Genomic DNA, 17774 nt, shown 5'->3' with positions numbered 1-17774 from the left:
CACCACATCACAGCCAGACACTGCACACACCACTTGGCGTCACGCACATGGTGGCTGCCTCCCAGCAGAATGCAGGAAGACAGATGTCTACGTTTCAAAGGCAATGAAACCCAAAATGCACTGCTGAATATGTGACAATGCTTGTCACCGGCACCAGTGCTGGCAACATCCCAGCCGTGGCCACGGCCTGTAGCCAGGGGCATGCTCAGTGCACACACCATTGCACCGCACAAAGCGACTCTCTCCCTGCTGTCTGTGTCGTGTGAACAGAGGCGCATGCCAATCCACAACCTGCACACGTACAGCACAAAACAAAGCCCCCAAAACATCTACTGTGTTTGCTGCTACTGCTCACCTCTTCAACTGCTGCGGCAGCCTGCCCTTGTTGAATCGCACAAAGCTTGCTTTTCTTACCCAGCTGGCCTTTCCTTCTTGTTGAACATGATGAACATATTGTCAAAACCCTGACAGATGCGGAAGGCTTCCTGCCAGTCCTCACTCAAAGTTGACCATGCAAGCCCCCACCTGCACCGCCCTCTGCACTGTGCGAACTCGCACACTACAACAGACACCAAACATCTCTACAAATCTAACACACAAACAGCGCCACACATGCTTGCCACCTCCCCTCACCTCTTCAGCTGCTGCAGCAGCCTCCTCACTGCCAAAGCGCACAAAGCCGTACCCAGCCGGCCTGTCATCCTTGTTAAACATTATGAACGCGTCTTTAAACCCCTGACAGCCGCGGAAGGCTTCCTGCAAGTCCTCACTCAGTGTTGACCATGCAAGGTTCTGCACATACAGCGTGTTGGCCTGCATCCTGCTGGCCTTGCTGGCACTGCTGCTGCGGCTGCTGTTGCGGTTGGCACTGTCATTTCTAGGCCTGCGCTGCTGCTGTTGCTTGCGGCCTTGCTTGCTGTTATGGTCGCCTTCCTGGTCAGTGCTGCTGTTGATGGTGGTGGCGGCGGTGGCGGTGGCATCTACTGCATCGGTTTGTCAGAGACAGCAGCACAGCACGAACAAGAAATATGGAACTTTACTAGTTGTGACTGCACGCTCAGGCAATGTGTACTGTGTGTGCAGCATACTCCGGCTTCGTGAACGCTTCACTTGGTGGCAGAATAATCACTTGCAATTGCAGGCATTTCCTCAGTGGAAAGAAATATTTCCAGCACTGTTTAGGAATCGTCCAAACTATTACAGTCAAAAATTACAATTACCCGTTATCAAGCAAGACTTGGTTCGGGTAATGCATAGCGGAGAATTGCTTGATTTTAAGCGTGTTGATTCAACTATTCTTCAGGATATCTGTAAGAGAGTTGATGAAGCTTTCGCACGTTATATTCTTGGAGATTGTAATGGTAAGCGGTCAGGAAAACCCCGCTTCAAAACAGAAGCAAGTTTCCGAACAATGAATTTTGCGTCTGCTTCGGACGAATGGATAAAGCTAGTTCGTAACGATTGGCTTTATTTACGTTTGCCAAAACTTGGTGTTGTTAAAGTTAGAATGCATCGACCACTGCCAGATGGTTTTAAGTTAAAACAAGTTGGTGTAACTAAAAAGGCTGACGGTTGGTACATCCAAATCTGCCTAGAGGACACTTCTGTACCTGAATTTAATCCTGACTCAATTACCCCAACATGGGAAAATTCAATGGGATTAGATGCTGTTTTACATGAAGATGATTATCTAGCAACATCTGAAGGAACTAAACTACCAAGTCTAAAATCTTTACGCAAAAATCAACACAAGCTAGACAAGGTTTCTAAGAAAAGAAATAAACGTAAACGTGGTAGTAAGTCGCGACGTAAGTTAGCTAAAAAAGAAGCACTTACGCATCAAAAAATAGCTAGAAGTCGTAAAGATTTTCAATATAAAACTGCTCATAAACTTGTGCGTACTGGGAAGAAAGTATTCTTGACAGAAAAGTTAAATTTACAAGGTTTGAGCAAAAGAAATGCACCCAAACAAGACGACGAAGGTAAATATTTACCTAATGGTCAATCCGCAAAGTCGGGATTGAATAAGTCTTGGATGGATGCCGCTTTTGGACAGTTTTTTGAGATATTGGGTCACATAGCCGGAAAAGCTGGAGCCGCTGTAATACCTCAAAATCCTGCATATACTTCCCAAATTCTCAGTTATCGGAACGAGATAGTTTTTACCGATACTGATATTCGAGAATATTGGGATGAAACAGAAATGTTGAAAGTTGATAGAGACATTAATGCCTCTATTAACTTGAAGCGACTGGGGTTGGGACTTTTCCCCAGAATAAAACGCCGTAGTGGGAAGCTCGTCATTACTGGAACTATGCCAGAAAGTACCACGAAGGAAATTCTGCATATCCTTAACAGGACTGTATGAAGCCTATACCATACCGTTTACGGTTGGTGTAGGAGAGTTCACCTAAATTAATAAAAGTGACATCAAGGAGGCTTATATGGCTATTTTGCAAATGGAAGACGGAAGCAAGCTCACCGACTTACAATCTATCATTACTGAACTGGCGCCTCTAGGAATAACCCTTAATCATTGGTCAGTCGGCGATGACCTACAATTACAGCAACTACTATCCCAAGACAGCCTAGACGACGCACAAAAAGAAACCGTGCTAACTCATCTAGACCATTACTTTGACTCACTCTCAAGTGCAGGTTATACATCAAGAGATTTAATCGTCTTGCATCCAGAAGTTCCAAACCTTGATACAATGCTATCAAAATTTGATAAGATTCATACCCACGCCGATGATGAAGTGCGTTATATAGTCGCGGGAGAAGGAATTTTTGGTTTTGTCCGTCCAGATGGTAGTCAAGTAGAACTAACAGTGCAACCGCAAGAATATATTAACGTTCCAGCGGGTACGCAACACTGGTTTATTTTGACACCTGCAAAACGTGTTAAAGCCGTGCGCTATTTCTGCGGCACGGCTGGATGGGTTCCAGAATATACAGATATAAAGATTCGTGTTGGGCGCCAAGCAGTTGCTGCTTAACCCTTCTTTATTTGATTAGAACAACAAAAACAATACCGCCTATTGTTAACATGCTACCGAAGAAAAGCGACCAAAAGCGATGGTAGCTGTTAACAATAGTGTCACTCTCGCTTTTAAGTTGTATCAAATCCATGTATGGAGCGGCGCCACAAAGGAACCAACCAGTTGCCCCGACTTCACGACCTATTGGTCTGTGCGTTTGAAAAACTGTCTCAAGAGTTAGAATCTTGGAGAGACGACAGTCAAAAATTACGACCTGCACATTTGCTAAAAAATTTATTAGAACAGTCTGGTCTATACGCTTATTATAACAATAATGAGAAGCGACAACAGAATCTTTTGAAGCTAGTACAAATATTTCATGAGCGAGATAATTTAAACCTATATCCAGATACAGCGCTGAGGAGCATTATTGAATTTACAGCTTTTGCGAAAAACCTTGACCAAGTTTCTCAGCAGGATAATCAAGTAGTAATGGTAACAGTTCACCAATCAAAAGGATTAGAATTTGACACAGTTTTTATAGGTGGTGCTGTACAAGGAGAATTTCCTAATTATTTAAGCTTGGGAGACGAAAATATAGAGGAAGAAAAACGCTTATTTTATCAGGACTTACGATATTGTCACAATTGAGAGTCGGTGCGTGACGCTACAGGTCTTATAGCTACGTTGAAGTTTTTTTGTTGCGTCACACACCCTACTATTTTTATGTGCCAGTTGCGTAAGTCCTATTTATGTAGCAATGACTATAGCAAAACAGCAATTATTTATTTCCGGGTTTAAAAAGGACTTTAGAGGATATTCAAAAGTTATAAGCCAGTTTATTAAATATATTCCATCAGAATGCATATTAATAGATTAGGCTGCACTTATATTTTACAATTTTTAGGAGTATGCTGATCAAGTTAATTTGTTTAATATATTGGATAATCTCCAAAGCTATCTTACAATATTTATTTTGAATTATTTTTTTAATTGGAATACTCTAAATGCTAATTCCAAACGCTGAAAATGCAGTTGTTGATATTCGTAAGCTACGTGATTATTGTCTAAATCCAAACCATGATGAAGGAAAACACAAAGCTCGGCTTTTTTCATCTATACTAGGCATGACTGCTGACAATGCTGACGAGTTGCGCTCCATTCTTCTTGATATCGTTAAAACGCACGAAGTTAAATTAGGACGACGTGACGACTTTGGACAGCGCTATACCTTAGATTTTTCGCTTGAGTGGCAAAATAGAAGTGCGACTATTCGCAGTGGTTGGATTATTGAATATAATTCTGATATTCCAAGACTAACGACCTGTTATCCTCTGTAGTTTAAAGAAGGTGGTGTCCAAATGACAGCGAATCGAGTTAAATTACTTGATGTAGTGGCTTTAACAGTTGACCTGCCAGAATATAATTTGTGGCGTGGACAAGTCGGTACAGTTGTTGAATTCCTAGCTGACGGTGCTGCTTTTGAGGTGGAGTTTAGCGACCGAGATGGACGTACTTATGAGTCTGTTGGTTTGCGTCTTGAACAAATTATAGTCTTACGCTTTGAACCAGCGTCGTCTGATCCTGAACCTGAAATGGTTACTGCATAGGGTATTTTCAAAGAACAACTCGACCGAGGCACTGAACGTTCCTAAACCCATAATCTGCCGCAGGTTCCAGTATCGTTTAGCCGGAAGATTGTAAGCTTTACCTCGTCACCGCTATAAGCATTTTGGATTTGTTGCGTTATTCCTATAAGAGTTTTGTCAAGAAGATAGTCTTCGCTCTCCGGGTCAATAGCAATGTACCAGTTTTAGTGCGCCTCAATTAAGCTTGGGCGTAAACGCTCAAATAATGGACGACACCGCAACGCAAGCGCGCGCTGTCTCTCCTGTTCGCGCTGAACAATTTCTGGGTCAATTGGTGATGGTGGTAGAATGCGTCCTCTTACACGTTGAGATACTTGTGACATAATTATTTCAAACTTTTTTGATTCTATTTTTATTGTGGCATAAGCTCTTGGAGTTTAAGCTGCAAGTTTGGAAAAAGGCTAGAGGTAATTGTCTCTTTCAAGCGATATTGTTGCTTCTGGTATCTACCATTAATTAGCTGACACACTGTGAAAGTAGGTTGTTTTGGGCTGCCAATGAATTCTAAACCACCTAGACCGCGAAAATCTACAATCCAATACTCTGGTATGTCAAGAAAAGCATATTCTTCTACTTTTCTAGCGTAGTCATCTTGCCAATTAGTACTGACAACTTCGGCAACGAATTTAATTGTGGCGCCATTACAAATTATAGGTTCTCTCTGCCACAGGGGTTCTTGACTCAGTTTTGCTCTATCTAAAACAATTACGTCAGGACGTAGTGCAGTTGCTTCGGCGTGTGGTGGTTTAATTAGACAGGTTCTTGGAATTAGCCAGTTTAAATTCAAACGATAAATTTCGCTATAAACTCTACCAGCAATATTTCCTGAGACATCTTCATGAGGACCTGTCGGTTCCATGTCACGTAGCTCTCCATCAATTAGTTCATACCGGGGGTTATCTGCATATTCAGTTATAAATTGCTCGAAAGTTAAGAGTTTAGGTGGCGTATAAGTCATAGATTGCTATTATATTAGAGCTAGCTTTATGATTTTTTATAAATTCATTAAACTTATTGTAGCTCAAAGCCAATCAAATGCGACTATAGTTAAATAAGCACTGGATGCACCATTATCAGACAAGGATGAGTAATTGTGTCTACAAATAAAGCGGCAAAAGATATAATAATAGTTGATATTAACTAAATAGATGAGCGTTTGTAACCAATTCATCCGTTACATCCGTTGCATCCGTTGCCAGTTTTTGCAGTGCTGGATAATCAACTTTAGCATTGTGTCGTTTATCTAAGGGAAATTTTCTACACACCTTAATCTTTTGAATATGCATATTTACTAAGGAGTTTTTCACAGATACCCAATCTATTTGTGACTTCGGTTTGTTTAGCTCTACTATTAAAGTTCGCTGACCTTGATGGAGAATTACAGCGCTATAACGTATATCGGGATGATTTTGTATAATTCCTTCAACTGTAAAAGGATAAAGGGCGCCATAAACATCTTCTATACAACCTATACAACGACCCAGTAACCATAAGCTACCTTGATTATCTATATATCCAGTATCACCCGTTCGATGCCATGAAGTTCCATTAACTGTAAATTTTGTTTCCTCATCACCATGACCATATAGATAACTAGATAAAACGTGGTTTCCGCTAACAACGATTTCTCCAGGGGTTCCCGTTGGTTGGCAAGCAGCAGTAAACTCAGCATGGGTGTATGGACTAATAGGTTTACCCCAACATTGAGGCAAAATTCTTAATTGAATACTTTCTACAGGTTTTCCCACTAGCAACCCTCCTCCTGTTAATGTGGTTTTTACGTCTTCTGTTTGGGTTTGATAATGGGAGTAAGCTATGGGTTCTGCTTCTGTGGAACCATATACTGTAGTAATTTGACTATTGGGAGCAATTTGCTGCAATTTTACCAATACGTTTGGCATTACTGGCGCCCCACCAATAAATATTTTCTCTAAGCTGGGTAAAGTTAAGTTGTGTCGTTGGCAATATTCTGTTAACCTTGATAAAAAGCCAGGTGATGCCACTGTTCGCGCGGGTTGATGAGTTAAAATCTGAGCTATTACTGGAGCGGGATTTATTGCTCCTGGTTTTCGCAAATCTGCATTTGGAATTAAGCTAGTTAAACCAGAAGCTAAATTGGCAAGGACAAAAATCGGTAAGGTTGCTAAATCTAGTTGTTGCGCTTGAAGTTGTAAGGTATCAGCTAAAGCTTGGTGTTGAGCTAGTAAAAATCCGTGGGTACGTAAAGCTGCTTTTGGTTTTCCTGTACTCCCACTGGTAAATGTTAGCAAGGCTGGGCTATCTTTTGTAGCTGCAAAAATCTCACTGAAAATATTATGTGGCGCCTGTTGGGTATAATTCAATGATATGGTGCCTGGTATAGGACAACCAATCGCAAATTTTAAAGGTATACGTTGTAAAGCTTGTGATTGTAAGCGTAGCAAGTGTGCTTTAGAACTGGCAATCAGTGCTGTAGGAAGGTATAACTTACAGCAATTATCTATGTGATTTTTACCTACGCCAGGGTCAAGGAACATCGCAATTAGTCCCAAACGGAAAAGAGCAGCAAGAATAATATAAAGTTCTGCTGACATTGGATGAAATACGAGTACTGCATCCCCAGGTTGTAAACCTTTTTGTTGTAATAAAGCTGCTGTAATGGCAGATGCTTTTTCTATTTCAGCAAAGGTTGTTGTTCGAGATAGGTTTTTATAAGTATCTATTATTGCTGGTAGTTGAGGACGGGTAGTAGCAAATTGTTGTAAAATAGTAATAATATTCATTGTTTGATTTTAAAATTATATTTTGCTGAAAAAGTATTGAAAAAAGAGAAGGGTTGAGCAGTCATTCAAGCACAGAAAAATATAAAGTTTTATTTTTGAGCGGTGCCATGCTTACAGATTAATTGAAGCGTCTAGGGTTATGGAGAATCTGATCACAATGTATAAACTCTGCCATGATTACTCAAAGATTATCTTCCAATAACTTTCCCTCGAATCGAAGTTCAAAGTTTTCTGCTGAGGTTGGAGTTTGCCCTTGTTATCACTACATAAATACTAAAGTATTTTTATACTATTGAGATAATGCAATAATTTTAATACATATTACCTTCATGTCTTGCACCTGAATATATTCCTTTGGGCTGATAATTCTGAGAGTGCCACACTATAGATTCTTTGCTCTTGCACCAATGACAATTAGGCATTTAAAAGATTCTTTAAAGTTTTTTAGCAAAAAGGGTATATCCACGTATTGTCATTGCATAGCGACTGCTTAAATTGCGGGAAGGGTTTGCGTCATGCATTAAAGCGTGGATAGCTTGCGAGTATCCAAGTTGGTGAGCTATTTGTTGACATTGAGCTACGAGTAAATTGCCTAATCCAGCGTATATACGTTTTGGTAAGATAGCGACGGTTTTAATAATAATAGTATTAATAGGTTCTCCTCGTTGTTTTTGTAGCCAATCTGGTATGGCAAATAAAAACCCGACTGGATTTTGTTCATGTTCTGCGATTAATACTAATTCTGATTGTACATAGGGTAATAATAATTTATTTTGGGCGATAAATTGAGCTTCTTCAATTGGTGTAAACAAAAAATTATTTTTAAAGCTTTGAATTGCTACGGTATAGATACGATGTAGTTCCTGCTCTTGGTTTTGTAAATCTAACGCGCGGATATGAATGTTTGCCTGTTCGCATCGTTGCTTGACAAGTTGTAAGCGTGGGTCTATTTGTGTTAAATCAGTATTTAAACTGGAACTATAGTTAGCTAGTGGTGTAAAACCTTGCTCGATGAAGTGTTGGCGCCAATTATCCGGGTTATCGGGTTCTAAGAAAAAAACAGGGTGTAAAGCTCGTTCTGTTAATAATCTATAACGCTGCCATGTATTGCCGTCAATTGGTGCAACCGCTAAATTACAACTAAGGGAAGTAAGTTGCGATACTGCATGTGCTAAGACCATAGTGGCAGTTTCATCCAACACCTCATAGTGTCCTATGTAACCAAGCTTACATCCATTGAGTGATGGTGTTTTTTTCCACCACAGAGAGTATTGCCCTACTACATTTTGGTCGCTCATAAGTTGCCAGTGAGCATCAGCGTCCGTAACATCTTTTGTTTGCACAAAGTTGTAATTATGGGGAATTAGTTTTTGCATTTCAAATAATTTCTTGCAAAATGAAGGAACTGTAAAAAAAAGCCTTATCTTGTTGATACAACCTCGTCGCCTCCGAAGTAAGAGAATATAATAAATTCTTCATATCTTCTGGACGAGAACGTTTTACAAGTAAATTCCAGTAAGCTAACCGCGCGCTACTTTTACCTACACGTACAAGTTTTCTAAGTAAATTTTCATAATTATGATTAGACATGTATTCAAAAATATTACTCAAGTTATATTTATTAATAAAGTCATAATCTAGATTGCTTAATAAATCTTCAATTGCAGTGCAGTGCCATTCTAAACGGTCAAGGTTTGCACGAATTATCTCAAAGTTTTCAGGACGTAAAGCGTAGGGTAATGCTGTTAAGTGTTGTCCTGTAGCAATCCATTGTAGGTAAGGATTATCATAGGGATTTATTGTTGTCATTGCATAAGCAGTACGCTGTAATAAATGCTCTGCTACATTCTTTTGGGCGTATTCAAAAAAACTTGGGTGGCGCCCTAAACGACCTAGTATCAACTCAGAAAAGAAGATTCTAAAGCATAGCTGCCAACGGCGATTATTCCAGTGCTGCTGGTAAAATATATTACGCTCTGCTTCTGTTTTATCTTTAATAGTTTCGCTAATAATGTCCTGATTATGAATTAGAGGTAATATTGAATTGCGAAATAAACTTAAATATCGCTCGAATTTGCCTGCTGTCCCAATACCTTGTGTAATTGCCGTGCTACGATTATCCCAAAATTCACGGGTTGCTGTGGATAGCTGAGAACGACATCGATGATATAAACTACTTCTATAGGCGCCGTCTCCAGGCACTGAGCCAATTAGCACCAGTAATTCAGGATGACTAAGTTCTCGGTAAGCTGCAACTCGTAACTCTAAACAGGCAATTTGTGCAGGATTAATGTCTACAGCAATAACTCTCGCTGGACTTTTACTTAACATCGCTAGGGTATTATCACCAGCAGAAGCAATAGATAAGCAAACGTCACCAGGCTGAATGTCAAGTGCATTCAACAGTATATCCGCATCTTCCCAACACTGGGCGTAGCGAATTTGAGAAAAATCTGCTTTGTAACTAATCTCACTTGGCATTTAATTTATTTAAAAATTTATGTTTATAAAGTGAATTAATCGGATTTGTGTCATCCCTCCCTGTAAGTATGATTTAATTTAATACATCTATAGTGTAAACTTGTTGCGTAACACAAAGTTATTTATTATACATTATGTTAAATTACTAGCTGCAATCGCCTTGATAGCAGCAGGAGCAATACATACGTTTCCTTTTCTTTGGCTAGCTTGGGACGAGCAAATGAGAAAAACCCCAGAATTACATGGGGTAATAGGAACAATAGCTTTTACGCTAGGTATTGTAAATTTGGGTTTATTAATCTTTGAATATAGAAAATTATTACGCCGTTATAAGCCTATCCTACATGATTTATTTATGATATTTTTTAATTGGAATATACAAATCTTTAGCAGAACAGAAGCATAAAAATAGGTGCCTTATCCTTAGAGTCCGTTAACTATCAATCAGAAAGCAAACTCGGAGAAGTCAATACAAAAACATCTCTAATTCCTTTGGCTTCGACTATCGGCTTAATAGGAGTTGTAAAGTGGAAAAATTCATGGTCATTAACCAATAATAGCTCTCCCGGATTCAAAACTTTACTAAAAACAGGATTTTCTTTTTGATTTACATATAGATGAGTTTCTCCACCTTGGACATTTTCTCGGTCAACAGAGAAGATACCAATAAAATTAGTTCCATCTCTATGAATACCTTCTGGCGCCGGATTACCCGAATTATCCTGTGAACAGGTAATTCTAATCTGATGCACTCCTATTTCTGCTTCAGGATGAAGTTTACAAGAATCACTAAACGCTAAAACTAAATTTTTAAAGATATCTAGTTCTATAAGTGCATCATCTAATTCGGCATACTCTCTTTTAATATTACCTACCAATGGATTGTATTTTGCTGCTTGAAAGAAAAAGCCATGAGGCAACTTAATAATACTATCTTTAGAAGCTATAAATCGCGATAACCTTCTTAAACGATAATTACCTTTAATATAAGGGTCTACAGGTAAGTCGTTAAAAAATGGTTTAAATCCCTCTAGTTGAATTGAATTTACTTTTCTTAAGGTAAACAGAAAAGCATATTCCAATTCCGTTAATGCCCCTACTTTTTGCATGGGATATCTCCTTTTATATTCAGAACTCCCAATAAAATTTTTCTTTTTGGGAGGCTATAAAATTTATTATAGCTATTTTTTATAAAAAAGTCGTGGAGTACACTACATAAATTACCATTTTATGATATATAAGTATTTACATTTCTTAACAGAGGCGCCAAGCTGCCAGCGCTGTTTGTGCTTGAGAACAGGAGGGTTGTCAATACTGCTCGGTTAAAACATTAACTTGAAATTGATCCCCCTAAATCCCCCTTAATAAGGGGGACTTTGAGCCGCTTTTAGCCCTGCTTATCAAGGGGGGTTGGGGGGATTTTTATCTTAACCGAGTTGTATTGGGAGGGTTGTGATTTTAAATTCTTATACGATTATCAAGAAATACTTTTGTATTCATTCCTACCAAAGCTTACTCAAGTCATCAGTCCTTAACTGCTTTTACCAAGGCTTCACATGCTCGTAAAAAGATACTAACATCGACACCCAAACCTATGTACCCAATGCCCGCATCTATCCAACGTTTGGCAACTTCTGGGTTATCGGCAAAAGTACCCACAACCTTTCCAGCATTGCGGATAGTGGTGATACATTGCTGCATAAGGTCAATTACCCGTTGATCCCTCACCTGACCAGGAATTCCCAATGATTGGGATAAATCGTAGGGACCAAGAAAAATCACATCAATGTGCGGGACACTAACAATCTCTGTAATATTCTCCACACCACGTTTACCTTCAACGTGAACAACTACCAAAGACTCTTGGTTGAGTTGGTCTGTAATTCCGGTTCCAGCTGCGGTGTACATACCCGCGCGTGTGCCAAATGAAAGACCTCTCATACCTAGGGGACTGTACTTAGCTGCTTTGACACAAGCACTTGCATCTTGTTGAGTTTCAATTTGAGGCACCTGTACACCAGCACTGCCAATATCTAACGCACGTTGAATTTGCGGAGCATCATTTTTACGAACGCGGACTATTGGTGAGATTCCCGCACACTCAGCAGCACGACAGAGATTTTCCGCAGCTAAAGTGTGCATAGGACTATGTTCCATATCAATCACAGCAAAATCAAATCCTGCATATCCACAGATTTCAATAAATGTTGGATCAGCACAGTTGACAAACGGGCCGATAACGACCTCACCCCGTTGGAGTTTTTGTTTGAGTTGGTTCTTACGCGGATTAATCATTTACAAATAAATATGAATGTGCCCAAAGTTGGAATTGATTTTAGCAAATGATTACAATATACAGGCGCCAATACTGCTCGGTTAAGCCCAAAAGTGTTTGAATGCGTAGGTTGGGTTGAGGAACGTTAACGTAAGTTATGCGAAGCAAAACCCTACGTTCGTAAGCTTTTTTGTTGGGTCTCGTTCCTCGACACCAACCTACAAAAATCCTTAACCGAGCAGTATTGATAGAGGCGCCGCTCCTATTATCGTGGACATGTAGGTACAGTGGCACGAGCGCTTGGTGTGTGTGACTTGAACAATTTTTTGGACACTTTGGAACAAGAAATTGGGCAATCGTATTTTTGCTCGAATTATTCATAATTCCAATGTGTGGAAGTGTGATGTGAACTTATGTATCTTTTTTTGTTCTATTCATTTAGGTAAATAAATTGAAAATTTAATTGAGGCGGCAGGAGCGAAATTAATTTATTTACCACCATATTCTCCAGATTTTTTACCAATTGAAAACTGCTGGTCAAAAATTAAGAGTATATTACGTTCTATCGATACCCGAAATTATCCAGATTTAGAACAAGCTACTGAAGCAGCTTTTGAGAAAGTCTCTTTAGATGATATTCGTAATTGGTTTATCCATTGCTGCTACTGTACCTCACCAGACTAGGAACCGCTATATAAAAGTAAATTCTGTTGCATTTTAGCGCATACAGCGCATACAAATAATAGCATCGGTGCCCTTTTAACTTAACTATCTATATTTATAATTTAAATTTAATCAATGTTATTTTATTCTAAAAAAGAGAATAAAAATATTATTATAAACATTTACTCTAGCTAACAAAAATAAGTAATGTCTGATATAATACTAATATAAATTGCATCTTTATTCTTTGTGAGAAAAAGTGAATGACAGCCGACCCACTCTTTTATAAAATCTTCAAAGAATTACCGGAATTGTTCTTTGAATTGATAGGTGAATCACCGCGTAGTCAAAGTATATACGAATACAGTGCGCCAGAAATAAAGCAACAAGGCTATCGTCTAGATGGGTTACTTATAACTCTTTCTGGATATAGCTTTGCACCAATTTACTTCATTGAGGCACAAGGTTATAAAGACACGAACTTTTACGACACATTTTTTGGAAAAATAATAATGTATTTGACTCAATACAAACCGACCAACGAGAAATGGTACGCTATTGTTATCTACGACAAGCGCAGTACCGAAAGGAGTTTTCCGCCATATTTGAATATATTTAAACCAGTTTTACGTTGCTTTTATCTAGACGAACTTGGAAAACAACCCAACCAATCTTTGAGTGTGGGAATAATGCGTTTGGTCATCGAGAGGAGAGCAAAAAAGAAAACTGGCGAATTTGCTCGACAGTTAATGAGTAAAGCAACTTCGGAAATTACCAGTGCCGCTTTACAAGAAAAAGTATTACAATTTATTCAAACGGTAGTGATTGATAAATTTCCAAGCTTAACAGTGGAGGAACTAGAAGTCATGCTTGATTTAGAATCGCTAAGAAACAGTAAGGTGTTTTTACAAGGTAAACAAGAGGGAGAACAACAGGGAGAACAAAAAGGTATACGCAAACATCAACTAAAGATGATTCCTATCTTACAAGAGTTAGGGTTAAATACTGAGCAGATAGCAGAACGTTTAGAGCTGGATGTAGACACTGTTCAAAAAAATCTTAAAAAGTAGGAAAACGCAGTACCAGAAATTTTGGTACGTACTCCTAAGGTGCCGCTTTTATTATTGTGGACATGTAGGTACAGTAGCACGCGCGGAAGGTGTAGTTTGTGGCGCCATTGCTACAAGCTCTGTACTTCCATCACTATTCTTAACCCAACCTTGCGCCTCGATAATTGTATTTTGCGCTTTGTTAGGAACTACATTTGATATATTTCTATTACTATCACCTTCTAAAGTTGCCAGCTTGGTAGTATTATTTGTACCAGGTAAAGCTTCGAGAGGGCTGGGAGGCAAACTACCACGTCCTGTGATTGTAAATTCTCCTAACGGTTTGGCACCGGGTTCTCTTGGACAAATTTGAGCGACTCGACGAGTAGCATCAACTACTTCTTCAGGTAATTCTATTAGTCCTTGCTCTGGTTTAACATCAGGGTCACTAATAGATACTTGACCTTGAACACCACTTTGAGAGCTTGCAGTAATATCGCTAGTTTCTGGAGATTCAGTAACGCGCGGTTCTATACCAAAAATACCTTGCGCGCGGATATTTACGTTACCACCTTTACCACTAAAAGCATTAGCTGTGATATCGCTGTTTTCTGTAAGGACAGCGACAATAAAACCAGAATCAATATCAATATTACCTCCATCACCACCTTGTTGTTCAGTTCCTGCGTTGGTCGAAATTTGGCTATTGTTGCGTAGAAGTAAGTATTCAGAAAGGTTTAAATTAATATTACCACCGTCGCTAGAGGATGTTTGGGCTGTGATTTGACCTTTATTGAGGCGGACAGAGTTAGCTCTAATATCGATGTTGCCTGCTGTACCTTTTCCTCTACTACTACTAGTGATGCTTCCACCATCTATAACTTCCACTTTCTCGCTTTCAATTTTTATATTGCCACTACGACCTAGAGTTTCACTACCTAAACCAGATGCTATACCACTGTCTGCTCCTGAAACGATAAGTTTATCGCGTAAGTTTATATTTATAATTCCACCATCACCTTGTCCAGCAGGAAGCTTGTCAGAGGTTCCTTCTACACCAACTCCTAAGTTTCCACCGTTCGTTAGAAACAAGTTGCTAGCTGTAATATTTATACTGCCACCATTGCCTACAGCACCAGGTCGCACACTGCTGAAAGAAGCGCTTGGAGTTCTATTGCTTGTTATCCCATCAAAACTAACTGCATCAACAGCTTGAATCGTTATATTCCCAGCATTCCCTTGTCCGCTTGTAAACGAATTAATTTGGGCGCCGTTGGTTAACGAAAGCGAACCAGTTGTAATGTCTATATTTCCAGCTTTACCTACAGCATCACGAGATTGAACATTGCTCACAATGTATCCTGTATCTAAGGATATTAGATCATGGGCTATAATATAAATTGTACCTGATGCCAAGGGGGATATTTACAAAATAGCTCATATCCTCCAGAAAGAAAGCGGCTACTCCACAGTTGAAACCTGCTTCATCGGCATTACCCCTTCTTGGTTAGAAGAAGCCTTTGATCGCGCCCACTTTTACCAGCCGAAACGCATCATTGTCCTGCCATACTTACTGTTTACTGGTGCTTTAATGAAAAAAATTATTAAGAGTGCTACACAACAGCAGGAGCAATACCCAGATATTTCTATAATTTGTCTACCCGAAATGGGTCTGCATCCTCAACTATTCTCGGTACTACGTGAGCGAGAAATTGAAACTCAGCAAGAACTTACTTGTGCAGATAAATTGTGAAATGTATCAATTCCGGCTAACAGAGTTGAAATTAGCGTGAGGCGAACGGTTACAATTTAAAATTGTTCATAGAAAGTCTCTTTGTTAGCAAAATGTCTGAGCGTAGTTATGCCATTTTAGGTACAGGTGCATTAGGTGGGTTTTACGGCGCCAAGCTGCAAAAAGCTGGTAAAGATGTTCACTTTTTGCTTAAGAGTGACTATGAATATGTGAGTCAACATGGTTTGGTTATTGAGTCAAAAGATGGTGATTTCATCCTTCCTCAAGTCAAAGCCTACCATGATGTAGAAAAAATGCCACGATGTGACGTAGTAGTGGTAGCATTGAAAACCACACAGAACCATTTATTGCCGCAGATGTTACCGCCTGTAGTCAAGGATAATGGCGTAGTATTAGTACTACAAAATGGACTTGCGGTGGAAGAAGAAGTTGCAGAAATAGTTAGTAATGTCAGTATTATTGGTGGGTTATGTTTTCTCTGTTCTAATAAAGTGGGAGCAGGACATATCCGCCACTTGGACTATGGACAAATTACTTTAGGTGAATATAGTTCTGGTTATAATTCTTGTGGGATTACAGATAAGATGCAGCAAATTGCCTCTGAATTTACTAGTGCTGGTATCTCAATGGAATTAACTGAAGACTTATTACTCGCGCGGTGGAAAAAACTAGTATGGAATATCCCCTACAATGGTCTGTCTGTAATTCTCAACGCTAGAACTGATGAATTAATGGCATATATCCACACTCGCAAATTGGTTGAACAATTGATGTACGAAGTGGTAGCGGGAGCGTATAGTTATGGACGCATCATTCCTGATAGCTTTATTCAAATAATGCTTGATTATACCGTGAAAATGAAGCCTTACCGTACTAGTATGAAAATTGACTATGACTCTAGGCGCCCTTTAGAAGTAGAAGCTATTTTTGGTAATCCTTTACGGAAAGCAGAAGCAGCAGGTGTAGATTTACCACAGATTAACTGTATATATCAGCAGCTAAAGTTTTTAGACAAGACATTAAGCCTGCATTAAATCTAACTTTTGAAGCATCTTATCACTGCATAAACTCATTATGTCTCTTCCCATAAGTTATAGGAGTGTCAACCTTTCCTGAAATCAAGTATTTAGTCAAACGTTTTGCAAAAATTTAGATTTCAAAGTGAAGTTCTATGAATCAGTACGATTATATTGTCATCGGCGCCGGTTCGGCAGGTTGTGTTGTTACCAATCGTCTAACCGAAGACAGTAAAACAAAAGTATTATTGCTTGAAGCAGGTAGTCCCTATACAAAGCCAGAAATTCAAGTTCCTGTGGAATGGCCAAAATTATGGGGAACTGAGGTTGACTGGGCATATTCTACAGAACCTGAACCATACCTAGATAATCGCAAAGTTTACCACCCACGCGGTAAAGTCTTGGGTGGTACTAGTTCAATTAATGCGATGATTTATATGCGAGGCAATCGTCATGATTACGACAAGTGGTCTAAGCTTGGTAATCCTGGCTGGAGTTATGAAGAGGTGTTACCGTACTTTAAAAAATCAGAAAACCAGTACCACGGAGCATCGCAATTCCACGGAGTTGATGGACTTTTAAGCGTAACTCAGCCATTGGAGCCTTCTTTCATATCACAAAAGTTTATAGAAGCAGCAGTTAGCTTAGGCTATAATCGCAATCCTGATTTTAACGGCGCCCAACAAGAAGGTGCGGGATTGTATCAGCTAACAATTAAGGATGGTAAGCGACACAGTACAGCAGCAGCTTTCTTACTACCAATTTTAAATCGTCCTAATTTAACAGTTAAAACAGCAGCGTTGGTGACAAGGTTACTGTTTGAAGGAACGCGCGCAGTTGGAGTAGAGTATTTGCACTCAGGGATACTACATCAGGTTAAGGTTAATGCTGAAGTAATTTTAAGTGCAGGCGCCTTCGATTCGCCTAAATTACTGATGCTCTCTGGGATTGGCGACGCCGAATACTTGCAGTCATTAGATATTCCAATTGTCGCTAATTTGCCTGGTGTTGGTCAAAACCTTCAAGACCACGTAATGGTTCCAGTTGCATACGAGTCGATTCAACAATTTAAACTTGCTTCGACTAGTGCAGGCTGGCAAAAATAACTTACCAGCTTCCACATTAAAATAATACCGTGGTAAATA

The 17774-nt window shown here is 39.4% G+C and carries 20 protein-coding genes and 2 pseudogenes; 12 read left to right on the top strand and 10 right to left on the bottom strand.

Features of this window, described 5'->3' with window-relative positions; genetic code table 11:
* Positions 1 to 495: 495 nt before the first annotated feature.
* Entirely contained in the window at positions 496 to 819 is a 324-nt protein-coding gene (locus AC2JBO_RS32530) for an RNA recognition motif domain-containing protein (protein WP_496957768.1), read from the bottom strand.
* Between the two features lie 102 nt (positions 820 to 921).
* Here AC2JBO_RS32530 and AC2JBO_RS32525 point away from each other — a divergent pair, with 102 nt between their 5' ends.
* The 6 genes from AC2JBO_RS32525 to AC2JBO_RS32500 all read left to right on the top strand — a co-directional run bounded on the left by AC2JBO_RS32525 (position 922) and on the right by AC2JBO_RS32500 (position 4591).
* Positions 922 to 1101 carry a hypothetical protein gene (locus AC2JBO_RS32525; RefSeq protein ID WP_496957767.1) on the top strand — a complete coding sequence of 60 codons (180 nt, stop codon included), beginning with the start codon at positions 922 to 924 and terminating at the stop codon, positions 1099 to 1101.
* 34 nt (positions 1102 to 1135) lie between these two features.
* Complete coding sequence (locus AC2JBO_RS32520; protein ID WP_496957766.1) at positions 1136 to 2368, top strand: RNA-guided endonuclease InsQ/TnpB family protein; 1233 nt, start codon at positions 1136 to 1138, stop codon at positions 2366 to 2368.
* 76 nt (positions 2369 to 2444) lie between these two features.
* Positions 2445 to 2999 carry a 1,2-dihydroxy-3-keto-5-methylthiopentene dioxygenase gene (locus tag AC2JBO_RS32515; protein WP_496957765.1) on the top strand — a complete coding sequence of 185 codons (555 nt, stop codon included), beginning with the start codon at positions 2445 to 2447 and terminating at the stop codon, positions 2997 to 2999.
* Positions 3000 to 3134: 135 nt separating this feature from the next.
* The gene (locus AC2JBO_RS32510; protein WP_496957764.1) at positions 3135 to 3632 is read left to right on the top strand and encodes a 3'-5' exonuclease; all 498 of its coding nucleotides are present in this window, start codon (positions 3135 to 3137) and stop codon (positions 3630 to 3632) included.
* Between the two features lie 356 nt (positions 3633 to 3988).
* The gene (locus tag AC2JBO_RS32505; protein ID WP_496957763.1) at positions 3989 to 4321 is read left to right on the top strand and encodes a DUF6883 domain-containing protein; all 333 of its coding nucleotides are present in this window, start codon (positions 3989 to 3991) and stop codon (positions 4319 to 4321) included.
* Between the two features lie 21 nt (positions 4322 to 4342).
* Positions 4343 to 4591 (top strand): DUF4926 domain-containing protein, encoded by a 249-nt coding sequence (locus AC2JBO_RS32500; RefSeq protein WP_496957762.1) that lies wholly within the window; start codon positions 4343 to 4345, stop codon positions 4589 to 4591.
* 203 nt (positions 4592 to 4794) lie between these two features.
* Here AC2JBO_RS32500 and AC2JBO_RS32495 read toward each other — a convergent pair whose 3' ends face one another.
* From AC2JBO_RS32495 to AC2JBO_RS32475, 5 genes are all read right to left on the bottom strand, one after another.
* Positions 4795 to 4953 (bottom strand): hypothetical protein, encoded by a 159-nt coding sequence (locus AC2JBO_RS32495; RefSeq protein WP_496957761.1) that lies wholly within the window; start codon positions 4951 to 4953, stop codon positions 4795 to 4797.
* A 29-nt stretch (positions 4954 to 4982) separates the two neighbouring features.
* On the bottom strand, positions 4983 to 5588 hold the full coding sequence (locus AC2JBO_RS32490) for a Uma2 family endonuclease (RefSeq protein WP_496957760.1): 606 nt from the start codon (positions 5586 to 5588) through the stop codon (positions 4983 to 4985).
* A 178-nt stretch (positions 5589 to 5766) separates the two neighbouring features.
* Positions 5767 to 7392 (bottom strand): AMP-binding protein, encoded by a 1626-nt coding sequence (locus AC2JBO_RS32485; RefSeq protein WP_496957759.1) that lies wholly within the window; start codon positions 7390 to 7392, stop codon positions 5767 to 5769.
* A 434-nt stretch (positions 7393 to 7826) separates the two neighbouring features.
* A complete protein-coding gene (locus AC2JBO_RS32480) occupies positions 7827 to 8768 on the bottom strand; it encodes a GNAT family N-acetyltransferase (protein ID WP_496957758.1) in 942 nt (313 codons plus the stop codon).
* 1 nt (position 8769) lies between these two features.
* Positions 8770 to 9873 (bottom strand): BtaA family protein, encoded by a 1104-nt coding sequence (locus AC2JBO_RS32475; RefSeq protein ID WP_496957757.1) that lies wholly within the window; start codon positions 9871 to 9873, stop codon positions 8770 to 8772.
* A gap of 160 nt (positions 9874 to 10033) precedes the next feature.
* Between AC2JBO_RS32475 and AC2JBO_RS32470 the strand changes: the two genes are divergently transcribed.
* A complete protein-coding gene (locus tag AC2JBO_RS32470; protein WP_496957756.1) occupies positions 10034 to 10279 on the top strand; it encodes a hypothetical protein in 246 nt (81 codons plus the stop codon).
* Positions 10280 to 10313: 34 nt separating this feature from the next.
* On the opposite strand, the gene AC2JBO_RS32465 is transcribed toward AC2JBO_RS32470, so the two are convergent.
* The 3 genes from AC2JBO_RS32465 to AC2JBO_RS32455 all read right to left on the bottom strand — a co-directional run bounded on the left by AC2JBO_RS32465 (position 10314) and on the right by AC2JBO_RS32455 (position 12529).
* Entirely contained in the window at positions 10314 to 10982 is a 669-nt protein-coding gene (locus tag AC2JBO_RS32465; RefSeq protein ID WP_496957755.1) for a 2OG-Fe dioxygenase family protein, read from the bottom strand.
* Between the two features lie 415 nt (positions 10983 to 11397).
* A complete protein-coding gene (locus AC2JBO_RS32460; protein ID WP_496957754.1) occupies positions 11398 to 12168 on the bottom strand; it encodes an HpcH/HpaI aldolase family protein in 771 nt (256 codons plus the stop codon).
* Positions 12169 to 12208: 40 nt separating this feature from the next.
* Entirely contained in the window at positions 12209 to 12529 is a 321-nt protein-coding gene (locus AC2JBO_RS32455; protein ID WP_496957753.1) for a hypothetical protein, read from the bottom strand.
* Positions 12530 to 12610: 81 nt separating this feature from the next.
* Here AC2JBO_RS32455 and AC2JBO_RS32450 point away from each other — a divergent pair.
* Together AC2JBO_RS32450 and AC2JBO_RS32445 are read left to right on the top strand one after the other, a co-directional pair.
* Positions 12611 to 12710 (top strand): annotated as a pseudogene (locus AC2JBO_RS32450) (transposase); the annotation flags it as partial.
* Between the two features lie 364 nt (positions 12711 to 13074).
* Positions 13075 to 13881, top strand: a complete 807-nt coding sequence (locus tag AC2JBO_RS32445; RefSeq protein WP_496957752.1) for an Rpn family recombination-promoting nuclease/putative transposase — start codon at positions 13075 to 13077, stop codon at positions 13879 to 13881.
* A 51-nt stretch (positions 13882 to 13932) separates the two neighbouring features.
* Here the strand turns inward: AC2JBO_RS32445 and AC2JBO_RS32440 are convergent, their stop codons facing one another.
* Positions 13933 to 15213: a hypothetical protein gene (locus AC2JBO_RS32440; protein WP_496957751.1), complete on the bottom strand. Its 1281-nt coding sequence runs from the start codon at positions 15211 to 15213 to the stop codon at positions 13933 to 13935.
* 46 nt (positions 15214 to 15259) lie between these two features.
* Here AC2JBO_RS32440 and AC2JBO_RS32435 point away from each other — a divergent pair, with 46 nt between their 5' ends.
* From AC2JBO_RS32435 to AC2JBO_RS32425, 3 genes and pseudogenes are all read left to right on the top strand, one after another.
* Positions 15260 to 15613 (top strand): CbiX/SirB N-terminal domain-containing protein, encoded by a 354-nt coding sequence (locus tag AC2JBO_RS32435; RefSeq protein WP_496957769.1) that lies wholly within the window; start codon positions 15260 to 15262, stop codon positions 15611 to 15613.
* A 92-nt stretch (positions 15614 to 15705) separates the two neighbouring features.
* Entirely contained in the window at positions 15706 to 16647 is a 942-nt protein-coding gene (locus AC2JBO_RS32430; RefSeq protein WP_496957750.1) for a putative 2-dehydropantoate 2-reductase, read from the top strand.
* A 137-nt stretch (positions 16648 to 16784) separates the two neighbouring features.
* A pseudogene (locus AC2JBO_RS32425) lies at positions 16785 to 17717 on the top strand (GMC family oxidoreductase); the annotation flags it as partial.
* Positions 17718 to 17774 lie beyond the last annotated feature (57 nt).

The sequence above is a fragment of the Calothrix sp. CBUCES-K 9914 genome, from assembly GCF_059640475.1.
This window is presented reverse-complemented; position numbering and strand designations above follow the sequence as displayed.

Coding starts and splice junctions, on each gene's coding strand:
- AC2JBO_RS32445 (WP_496957752.1), top strand. CDS start 13,075: ATGACAGCCGACCCACTCTTTTATAAAATCTTCAAAGAATTACCGGAA.
- AC2JBO_RS32460 (WP_496957754.1), bottom strand. CDS start 12,168: ATGATTAATCCGCGTAAGAACCAACTCAAACAAAAACTCCAACGGGGT.
- AC2JBO_RS32505 (WP_496957763.1), top strand. CDS start 3,989: ATGCTAATTCCAAACGCTGAAAATGCAGTTGTTGATATTCGTAAGCTA.
- AC2JBO_RS32495 (WP_496957761.1), bottom strand. CDS start 4,953: ATGTCACAAGTATCTCAACGTGTAAGAGGACGCATTCTACCACCATCA.
- AC2JBO_RS32510 (WP_496957764.1), top strand. CDS start 3,135: ATGGAGCGGCGCCACAAAGGAACCAACCAGTTGCCCCGACTTCACGAC.
- AC2JBO_RS32490 (WP_496957760.1), bottom strand. CDS start 5,588: ATGACTTATACGCCACCTAAACTCTTAACTTTCGAGCAATTTATAACT.
- AC2JBO_RS32480 (WP_496957758.1), bottom strand. CDS start 8,768: ATGCAAAAACTAATTCCCCATAATTACAACTTTGTGCAAACAAAAGAT.
- AC2JBO_RS32515 (WP_496957765.1), top strand. CDS start 2,445: ATGGCTATTTTGCAAATGGAAGACGGAAGCAAGCTCACCGACTTACAA.
- AC2JBO_RS32500 (WP_496957762.1), top strand. CDS start 4,343: ATGACAGCGAATCGAGTTAAATTACTTGATGTAGTGGCTTTAACAGTT.
- AC2JBO_RS32430 (WP_496957750.1), top strand. CDS start 15,706: ATGTCTGAGCGTAGTTATGCCATTTTAGGTACAGGTGCATTAGGTGGG.
- AC2JBO_RS32530 (WP_496957768.1), bottom strand. CDS start 819: ATGCAGGCCAACACGCTGTATGTGCAGAACCTTGCATGGTCAACACTG.
- AC2JBO_RS32465 (WP_496957755.1), bottom strand. CDS start 10,982: ATGCAAAAAGTAGGGGCATTAACGGAATTGGAATATGCTTTTCTGTTT.
- AC2JBO_RS32485 (WP_496957759.1), bottom strand. CDS start 7,392: ATGAATATTATTACTATTTTACAACAATTTGCTACTACCCGTCCTCAA.
- AC2JBO_RS32475 (WP_496957757.1), bottom strand. CDS start 9,873: ATGCCAAGTGAGATTAGTTACAAAGCAGATTTTTCTCAAATTCGCTAC.
- AC2JBO_RS32455 (WP_496957753.1), bottom strand. CDS start 12,529: ATGAATAATTCGAGCAAAAATACGATTGCCCAATTTCTTGTTCCAAAG.
- AC2JBO_RS32525 (WP_496957767.1), top strand. CDS start 922: ATGGTCGCCTTCCTGGTCAGTGCTGCTGTTGATGGTGGTGGCGGCGGT.